Annotated in this window: 10 protein-coding genes and 1 pseudogene; 7 read left to right on the top strand and 4 right to left on the bottom strand. The window is 70.6% G+C overall.

Going from position 1 to position 8706, the window contains the following annotated elements:
- Positions 1-562: pseudogene (locus AB0F81_RS49040) on the top strand (adenylate/guanylate cyclase domain-containing protein); the annotation flags it as partial.
- Here AB0F81_RS49040 and AB0F81_RS49035 read toward each other — a convergent pair.
- The gene (locus tag AB0F81_RS49035) at positions 559-1017 is read right to left on the bottom strand and encodes a phospholipase (protein WP_360210965.1); all 459 of its coding nucleotides are present in this window, start codon (positions 1015-1017) and stop codon (positions 559-561) included. The pseudogene AB0F81_RS49040 and the gene AB0F81_RS49035 sit on opposite strands and share 4 nt — an antisense overlap.
- Positions 1018-1079: 62 nt before the next feature.
- On the opposite strand from AB0F81_RS49035, the gene AB0F81_RS49030 reads away from it, so the two are divergent.
- The gene (locus tag AB0F81_RS49030) at positions 1080-2096 is read left to right on the top strand and encodes a potassium channel family protein (protein ID WP_360210963.1); all 1017 of its coding nucleotides are present in this window, start codon (positions 1080-1082) and stop codon (positions 2094-2096) included.
- On the opposite strand, the gene AB0F81_RS49025 is transcribed toward AB0F81_RS49030, so the two are convergent.
- From AB0F81_RS49025 to AB0F81_RS49015, 3 genes are all read right to left on the bottom strand, one after another.
- Positions 2093-2911 (bottom strand): SAM-dependent methyltransferase, encoded by an 819-nt coding sequence (locus AB0F81_RS49025; RefSeq protein WP_360210961.1) that lies wholly within the window; start codon positions 2909-2911, stop codon positions 2093-2095. The two genes, AB0F81_RS49030 and AB0F81_RS49025, sit on opposite strands and share 4 nt — an antisense overlap.
- A 65-nt stretch (positions 2912-2976) precedes the next feature.
- Positions 2977-3996, bottom strand: a complete 1020-nt coding sequence (locus tag AB0F81_RS49020) for a 2-oxoacid:ferredoxin oxidoreductase subunit beta (RefSeq protein ID WP_360210959.1) — start codon at positions 3994-3996, stop codon at positions 2977-2979.
- A complete protein-coding gene (locus tag AB0F81_RS49015; protein ID WP_360210957.1) occupies positions 3989-5842 on the bottom strand; it encodes a 2-oxoacid:acceptor oxidoreductase subunit alpha in 1854 nt (617 codons plus the stop codon). Before AB0F81_RS49015 ends, AB0F81_RS49020 begins: the two co-directional genes overlap by 8 nt.
- Before the next feature lie 206 nt (positions 5843-6048).
- Between AB0F81_RS49015 and ndhC the strand changes: the two genes are divergently transcribed.
- The 5 genes from ndhC (at position 6049) to AB0F81_RS48990 (ending at position 8587) form a co-directional block, all read left to right on the top strand.
- A complete protein-coding gene (ndhC, locus tag AB0F81_RS49010; RefSeq protein WP_360210955.1) occupies positions 6049-6426 on the top strand; it encodes an NADH-quinone oxidoreductase subunit A in 378 nt (125 codons plus the stop codon).
- Between the two features lie 69 nt (positions 6427-6495).
- On the top strand, positions 6496-6990 hold the full coding sequence (locus AB0F81_RS49005; protein WP_360210953.1) for a DivIVA domain-containing protein: 495 nt from the start codon (positions 6496-6498) through the stop codon (positions 6988-6990).
- Positions 6987-7493, top strand: a complete 507-nt coding sequence (locus tag AB0F81_RS49000; protein ID WP_360210951.1) for an SRPBCC family protein — start codon at positions 6987-6989, stop codon at positions 7491-7493. The genes AB0F81_RS49005 and AB0F81_RS49000 overlap by 4 nt, the downstream gene beginning before the upstream one ends.
- Positions 7490-8062 carry a DNA-3-methyladenine glycosylase I gene (locus tag AB0F81_RS48995; protein ID WP_360210949.1) on the top strand — a complete coding sequence of 191 codons (573 nt, stop codon included), beginning with the start codon at positions 7490-7492 and terminating at the stop codon, positions 8060-8062. The genes AB0F81_RS49000 and AB0F81_RS48995 overlap by 4 nt, the downstream gene beginning before the upstream one ends.
- A gap of 12 nt (positions 8063-8074) precedes the next feature.
- Positions 8075-8587, top strand: a complete 513-nt coding sequence (locus AB0F81_RS48990) for a hypothetical protein (RefSeq protein ID WP_360210947.1) — start codon at positions 8075-8077, stop codon at positions 8585-8587.
- Positions 8588-8706: the final 119 nt, after the last annotated feature.

Raw genomic sequence — 8706 nt, 5'->3', positions numbered from 1 at the left:
GCAGGCCGGGGTGGGGGCCGCCGCACTGCCGGCGGTGCTGGCCCTGGCCGAGCTGCTCTGGCGGCGCGACGCCCTGGTGGAGGCGGCCGAGCTGCTCGGCGCGGCCCGCCAGCTGGAGGCGGTGCATCCGGAGGATCGTGGCCGCCGGGCGGTCGACTGGCTGCTCGGTATGGTCGCGTTGCGCCGCGGTGACCTGGTCGCCGCCCACGACCACCTGGTGGTGGCGCTCCGGTCCCGCCTGCGGCACGGCTTCCGGGGCGCCGCGGCGGACGCGGTGGCCGCGATCGCGGTGCGCTGCGTGCTCGGTGGGGACCCGGCGACCGCGGCCGTGCTGTTCGGCGGCGCGGAGGCCGCGCGCGGCGCCCGGCGGACCGAGTCGTTCGGCGCGTTCTGGTCGGCGCAGCAGACGGCCCTGCGGGTGGCGCTGGGCGACGCGACCTTCGACGCGGCGTACGCCGACGGCGCCGGCCTCGGTTTCGATCAGGTGGTGGCGATGGCGCTGGCCGTCGAGCACCCCGACCTGGAGGACGGTGCGACACGGTTCGCGCAGATCGTTCGCTAGGCGTCGCCCAGCAGCACGGTCGCCTGGTAATAACCCCAGGCCACCGTGTTGCAGACGGGCTGAACCAGACGCCGGTACTCGTCGCAGGCGCGCCGCAGGTCGGCTCGGAACACCTCGTCGAGACGCCGCTTGTGGAGCTTGAACGTGCCCGCCGCCCGGTAGTTGCGGTAGCCGAAGTCGTGGTGCCGGCAGGCGTTCCGGAAGCGGAAACCGAACGGCTCCTCCGGCCCGTGCGAGCAGTGGTCGGTGGACCAGTCGAAGTCGTACGCCGCCCACTTGTCCCGGTTGAGCCGGGCGGCGTTCCATTCGGCCGTGCTGGCCGCGGTGGGCTGGGTCCACCGGGCCAGCAGGGTCGCCTTGTCGAGGTCCGCCCCCCGCGCGTGGCCGGCCGGCAGTATCGTCGTGCCGGCCAGCAGGATGCTCGCGACGGCGGCGCGGCGGATCGCAAGGCGCATCGTGCCTCCTCCAGGTGCGATCTCCAGCTTGACCGTTAAGGTGTGTCCGTGCAGGCGGTTCCATGATTCATCTACCGCTGGTCCGACAGGGGCCGCTGAGGGCGCTCGCCGTCCGGTTGTTGATGGCGTGCATCCTGGTTCTTGTCGCGGTGAGCGTGATCTATGCGGACCGGGAGGGTTACCGGGACGTCAACGAGGACGGGCTGACCCTCCTCGACTGCTTCTACTACGCCGTCGTCACCCTCTCCACCACCGGCTACGGCGACATCACTCCGGTGTCCGAGAGCGCGCGGCTGGTGAACGTCCTGTTCATCACTCCCGCCCGGGTTCTCTTCCTGATCATCCTGGTCGGCACCACGCTGGAGGTGCTGACCGACCAGTACCGCAAGGGCCTGCGGGTCAGCCGGTGGAGGAGCAAGTTGAAGGACCACGTGATCATCTGCGGTTACGGCACGAAGGGCCGGGCCGCGGTCGCCGCGCTGCTGGAGACCGGTTACGACAAGTCCCGCATCGTGATCGTGGAGAACCGTGAGGCCGGCGTCCGGCAGGCCACGGCCGGCGGGTTCGTCGTCATCGAGGGCGACGCCACCCGCTCCGCGGTGCTCAACGAGGCCGACGTGAAGAACTGCAAGTCGGTCATCATCGCCACCGACCGGGACGAGGCCTCGGTCCTGATCACGCTGACCGTGCGGCAGCTGACCGCCGGCCAGGTCCGGATCATCGCGGCGGTCCGGGAGCAGGAGAACGCCGCCCTGCTGAAGCAGAGCGGCGCCCACCACGTGATCGTCTCGTCCTCGACCGCCGGCCGTCTCCTCGGCCTCACCACGACCGCGCCGCCGCTGATCGACGTGGTGGAGGACCTGCTCACCCCCGGTCAGGGCATGGCGCTGGCGATGCGCTCGGCGGAGCGGGCCGAGGTGGGCCGCAACCCGCGTGAGCTGCCGACCCTGGTGGTCGCGCTGATCCGCCGGGGCAAGGTGCTGCCGCTCGGCGGCGAGCAGGCGGTCAGCATCGAGACCGGCGACCTGCTGGTCTACATCCGCGACGACGAGACCGCCACCAACGGCGTCTCCGTCTAGGGCTTGCGGCCGACCCCGGCGAACTCGGAGACCTTGTCGGTGATGCCCGGGTGGGCCGGGTCGGGCCGCCACGCCGAGCACGTCACCACACCCGGGTCGAGCAGCTCCAGGCCGGTGAAGAAGGCCGCGATCTCCTCACGGCTGCGCGCGCAGATCGGCGCGGCGCCGCTCTCGTTCCACTGCTTCATCGACTGCTCGACGGCCGGGCCGTTGACCTCTTTGGTCGGGTGCGAGATCACCAGGTAGCTCCCGGACGGCACCGCGTCGACGAGCTCCCGGACCACCCGGGACGCCTCGGCGTCGTCGACCACGAACGGCACGATCCCGAGCAGCATGATTGCGATCGGCTGGTCGAAGTCGAGGATCTCCCTGGCCTGCTGAAGGATCAGCGCGGTGTTGCGGATGTCCGCGTCGATGTAGTCGGTGGCGCCCTGCGGTGTGCTGTTCAGCAGGGCCCGGGCGTGCACCAGCACCATCGGGTCGTTGTCCACATAGACGATCTTGCTGTCCGGGGCGACGCGCTGGGCTACCTCGTGCGTGTTGTCCGCGGTGGGCAGGCCGGTGCCGATGTCCAGGAACTGCCGGATGCCCGCGGGACCGGCCAGGTGGCGCACGGCCCGGCCGAGGAACTCCCGGTTCGCCCGGGCGGACTGGACCAGCTCCGGCATCAGGGCCAGCGCGTACTGCGCGGCCTCGCGATCGGCGGCGAAGTTGTCCTTCCCGCCGAGCAGGTAGTTCCACAACCGCGCGGAGTGAGCCACCTCGGTGTTGAGCGAGGCGTGCACCTCCGGATCGAGCCCGTGCGCTTCGGTCACAGACCGAACATTATCGATCGGCGTCCGGGAGGGGAAGGTGCTTCCCCTCCCGGAGCGACGACCGCTTACAGGATGGTCCAGGTGTCGCCGGCGTTGAGGAGATCACCGAGCATCTCGTCGGGCGTGCCGGTGGCCTGGGCCTGGGCGTCCAGCACCTGCTTGCGCACGATCTCGTCGTACGACGGCCGCTGGACGTCGCGGAACACCCCGATCGGCGTGGTGGCCAGGTCGGAGCCGGAGAGCCGGCTGAGGGCGAACGCGTACGCCGGGTCGTCGACGGTCGCGTCGTGCACCAGCGGGGTGCCGCCCTCCTGCACCTTCAGCCCGAAGCTGCCCTCGGGGTGGACGACCGAGAACCGCCCGTCCGCCCCGAAGGTGATCGGCTCGCCCTGCTCCAGCCGGATCAGGTGCTCGTCCCGCGACGAGGCGTCCTTGATCAGGTCGAACGCGCCGTCGTTGAAGATGTTGCAGTTCTGGTAGATCTCGACGAACGCGGATCCCTCGTGGGCCGCCGCCGCGCGCAGCACCGACTGCAGGTGCTTGCGGTCGGAGTCGATGGTCCGGGCCACGAACGTCGCCTCGGCGCCCAGCGCGAGCGAGAGCGGGTTGAACGGCGAGTCCGCCGAGCCCGCCGGCGTCGACTTGGTGATCTTGCCGATCTCCGAGGTGGGGGAGTACTGCCCCTTGGTGAGCCCGTAGATCCGGTTGTTGAAGAGCAGGATCTTCAGGTTCACATTGCGGCGCAGCGCGTGGATCAGGTGGTTGCCGCCGATCGACAGCGCGTCGCCGTCGCCGGTGACCACCCAGACGCTCAGGTCCGGGCGCGACGCCGACAGCCCGGTGGCGATCGCCGGGGCCCGGCCGTGGATCGAGTGCATCCCGTAGGTGTTCATGTAGTACGGGAAGCGGGACGAGCAGCCGATGCCGGAGACGAACACGATGTTCTCCCGCGGGATGCCCAGCTCCGGCATGAAGCCCTGCACCGCGGCGAGGATCGCGTAGTCACCGCAGCCGGGACACCAGCGGACCTCCTGGTCCGACTTGAAGTCCTTGGCGGTCAGTTTCACCTCGACCGGGTTAGCCATTCTTGACCACGTCCTCGAGCATGCTCTCCAGCGTCGCGGCGGTGAACGGAAGGCCGCTGACCTGGTTGAAGGGAACCGCGTCCACCAGGTATTTCGCCCGGATCACGTGAGCCAGCTGGCCCAGGTTCATCTCCGGGACGACCACCTTGTCGTACCCGGCCAGGACCTCACCGAGGTTGGCCGGCAGCGGCGCGAGATGCCGCAGGTGAGCCTGCGCGATCGACAGGCCGCGCTGGCGCAGCGCGCGGCAGGCGGCCCCGATGGGGCCGTAGGTCGAACCCCATCCCAGTACGAGAACGCGCGCGTTCTCCTCCGGGTCCTCCACGTCCACGTCCGGCACCGGGATCGCGTCGATGCGCGCCTGGCGGATCCGCACCATGTGCTCGTGGTTCGCCGGATCGTAGGAGATGTCACCGGTCTTGTCGGCCTTCTCCAGACCACCGATCCGGTGCTCCAGCCCGGGGGTGCCCGGCACCGCCCACGGCCGGGCCAGCGTCTCCGGATCCCGCAGGTACGGCAGGAACCGCCCGTCCGCGCTGTTCGCCTCGGTGGCGAACGGCACCTGCAGGTCGGGCAGCTCGTCGACGGACGGCAGCAGCCACGGCTCGGAGCCGTTGGCCACGTAGTTGTCGGAGAGCAGGATGACCGGCGTGCGGTAGGTCAGCGCGATCCGGGCCGCCTCGATCGCGGCGTGGAAGCAGTCGGACGGCGACTTCGGCGCGATCACCGCGAGCGGCGCCTCGCCGTGCCGGCCGAACAGGGCCATGTTCAGGTCGGCCTGCTCGGTCTTGGTCGGCATGCCGGTGGACGGGCCGGCCCGCTGCACGTCGACGACCACCAGCGGCAGTTCGAGGGCGATCGCGAGCGAGATCGTCTCGCCCTTGAGCGCGACACCGGGACCGGACGTGGTGGTGACCCCGAGCGCGCCGCCGTACGACGCGCCCAGCGCCGCGCCGACCGCGGCGATCTCGTCCTCGGCCTGCATCGTGGTGACGCCGAACCGCTTGTGCTTGGAGAGCTCGTGCAGGATGTCCGACGCCGGGGTGATCGGGTAGGCGCCGAGGAAGACCGGCAGTTTGGCCCGGACCCCGGCGGCGACCAGACCCAGCGAGAGCGCCTGGTTCCCGGTGATGTTGCGGTAGGTGCCCGGCCGCATCTTGGCCGGTTTCACCTCGTAGCGCACCGTGAAGGCCTCGGTGGTCTCGCCGAAGTTCCAGCCGGCCTGGAAGGCGGCCTTGTTCGCCGCGACCAGGTCGGGGCGCTTGGCGAACTTGCGCTCCAGGAACCGCAGGGTGGACTCGAACGGCCGCGAGTACATCCAGCTGAGCAGGCCCAGCGCGAACATGTTCTTGGCGCGCTCGGCGTCCTTCTTCGAGACTCCGGCGTCGGCCAGCGCGCCGACCGTCATGGAGGTCAGCGCGACCGGATGCACCGCGTACTCGGAGAGGGAGCCGTCCTCCAGCGGACTGGTCGCATATCCGACCTTCGCCAGATTTCGTTTGGTGAACTCGTCGGTGTTCACGATGATGTCGGCCCCGGCCGGCAGCTCGGCGAGGTTCGCCTTGAGCGCCGCCGGGTTCATGGCCACCAGGACGTTCGGCGCGTCACCGGGGGTCAGGATGTCGTAGTCGGCGAAGTGCACCTGAAAGCTGGACACGCCGGGGAGCGTCCCCGCTGGTGCACGGATCTCGGCGGGGAAGTTGGGCAGGGTCGAGATGTCGTTGCCAAGCTGAGCGGTCTCCGAGGTGAACCGGTCTCCAGTGAGCTGCATGCCATCGCCGGAGTCGCCGGCGAATCTGATGACTACCCGGTCCAGCTGCTCGACTCGCTTCGCGGGAGCGGCCACGTTCAACCTCCAAAGAGCGCGGTCCGGCGGCTGAGGTTCGTCGATGAGCCGGCCCGCAGACTTGTCACTTCCACAGTACGTCGCCGCTCCTTACGAGGCGGCCCGCGGACCGCTGACCACAGTAGCTACGCCGGGAAAGAACCAGCCACCAAAGTCCACCATGCGGCACGCGAACAACGGCCTGACGTGCACTAGGCTCCCCGATCGTGGACGGATATCTCGGTTCGTACGCCACGCTGGGCCTTGTTCTCGCCGCCGGCGTGCTGCTGTTCGTCGCCGCGTTCGGCGCGAACCGGCTGCTGCGACCGGCGAATCCGGCTGAGCCGCTGGGCAAGCGGATCGCCTACGAGAGCGGCATCGACCCGGTCGGCGGCGACTGGGCCCAGGCGCAGATCCGGTACTACGTGTACGCGTACCTCTATGTGCTCTTCGCGGTGGAGGCGGTCTTCCTCTTCCCGTGGGCGCTGATCTTCGACCGGCCCGAGTTCGGCGGCCTGGCCATCGCAGAGATGGGCGTCTTTGTCGCAGTGCTCGCGCTCGGCATCGTCTACGCCTGGCGCAAGCGGATCCTGACCTGGACCTGAACGCTCGGTAATGACATCGACCGGGTGGCGGGCTCGCCACCGGAAAGCCGACATGTCAACATCTTGCGCATGGGCCAGCTTCTGCTCTTCATTGTCGTGGCGTTGGTCGTCGCGACGATCGTCTTCGGCGTGACCGTTCTGCTGAGCGGAGGCGACTCCGGGCTGACCCCGGTGGAGCCCGACGGCCGGGCCGTGCCACTGCCCGGCGACCGGCCACTCGGCGAGTCCGACATCGCCGCGACCAGGTTCGACACCACCTGGCGCGGCTACCGCATGGCCCAGGTCGACCAGGCTCTGCAGCGGGCGGCGTACGACATCGGCTACAAGGGCGAGCTGATCGGCGTGCTCGAGGCCGAGGTCGCCGCGCTCCGTGAGGGCCGGGTCGAGGACGCCGACGCGCTGCGCAAAGCCCGCGAGGTCGCGGCGGCCCCGCCCGGGCCCACCGCGCCGCCGCCCACCGCCCCGGTGGTCACGCCCGACGAGCCTCTGGCGAAGGTGGCCGACGTGCCGCCGCAGGGCACGGCGGCGCCGGCCGCCGACGGGGAGTCGGCGGATCGCCGATGAGCGGGGACGGCCCAGCCGAGGGTCCAGCCGGCCTGGGTGACGCGGCCCGCCCCGGGTCCGGGGAGTTCACCGCCACGGTGATCGTCAACGCCCCGGCGTCCAAGGTCTTCGCCGCGTTCCTGAACTGGGAGAAGCAGTCCGAGTGGATCCCGTTCACCCGGGTGCGGGTGGTCGAGGGCGACGGCGGCGAGGGCAGCGTGGTCGAGGCGGTCACCACGCTGGGCCCGGCGGTGATCCGCGACGAGCTACGGGTGGTCAAGGTCAACGCCCCGTACGAGGTGCGCGTCGTGCACTGCGGCAAGGTGCTGCGCGGCCCCGGCTCGATGCGGTGCACGGCGATGTCCGGCGACCGGACGCAGGTCGTGCTGCACGAGTGGTTCCACCTCCCGGCCGGTGCGGTCGGCAAGATCGCCTGGCCGGTGCTCTGGCCCGGTTCCAAGCTCGGTTTCACCGGCACGCTGAAGAAGTTCGGCCGCCTGGTCGAGCAGGGACGGCTGCCGTGACCGACACCGGGCTGGTGATCGGCGCGGACGGCAAGGCCCGCTGCTTCTGGGGCGGCGCCTCGCCGGACTACGCGGAGTACCACGACACCGAGTGGGGCCGGCCGGTGCGGGGTGACGACGCGCTCTTCGAGCGGCTCACCCTGGAGGCCTTCCAGTCCGGGCTGGCGTGGATCACCATCCTGCGCAAGCGGCCGGCGTTCCGGGCGGCCTTCGACAACTTCTCGATCGCCAAGGTGGCGGCCTACACCGAGGACGACGCGGCCCGGCTGATGGCCGACCCGGGCATCGTGCGCAACCGGATGAAGGTGGACGCCGCGCTGCACAACGCCAAGGTCGCGGCCGGGCTCGACGAGGGCCTCTCCACGCTGCTCTGGTCGTTCGCCCCGGCGGCCCGCCCGCGCCCGCGGACCCGGGCTGACGTTCCGGCTGTCACCGCCGAGTCGACCGCCCTCGCCAAGGCGCTCAAGAAACGCGGGTTCAAGTTCGTCGGGCCCACCACGGCGTACGCGTTGATGCAGGCCACCGGGATGGTTGATGACCACCTTGCGGACTGCTGGGTCCCCGCGTGATGAGATGGACGCATGGCGCAGTGGTCGGTGATCATTCCGGACGAGCAGTGGGCGACCGAACGGTTGTTCCAGCACGATGTCGTGACGGTGGCGGGCGGCCCGGCGGAGGCGACAGCCGGCGACGACGTGGTCGTGGTCGCCGAGGAGAACGTCGTGGCGCTGGCCCGGGTGGAGAAGGCTGACGCCGGCGAGCTGGTGCTGGGTTACCAGCGGCGGGCGTTCGACGAGCCGGTCCCGGCCGAGGGACTGACCGGCGGCGCGGTCGACGCGGGCACGTTCCGCCGGATCGCCGAGCGGCTCGGCGCGTCGGCCGACCGCAAGCCGTGGCTGGTCAGCGTGGCGATGCCGATCGAGGCGAACACCCCGGCGGAGGCGGTGCGGCAGTTCTGGTCGCACGTGCTGGAGCTGGGCCCGGCGGAGCTGCCGACGTACGTCTGGCCCTCCGGCGACGAGCTGGCGATGCAGGCGTTCGTGCTGGGCGCCGAGAAGAACCAGGACCCCGAGGAAGAGGACGAGGAAGAGTGAGTCCCGTGGGGGGGGGGGACGCCCCCCCCCCACCCGCAAAGCGGCCCCCCGGGAACCGCGGAGTGTTTTTTTGGTAGGGCGCGAGGGCCCCCGTGGGGGGGGGGGGGGGCCCCCCCCCC

It is taken from the genome of Actinoplanes sp. NPDC024001, assembly GCF_040638955.1.
Lineage (GTDB): Bacteria > Actinomycetota > Actinomycetes > Mycobacteriales > Micromonosporaceae > Actinoplanes.
This window is presented reverse-complemented; position numbering and strand designations above follow the sequence as displayed.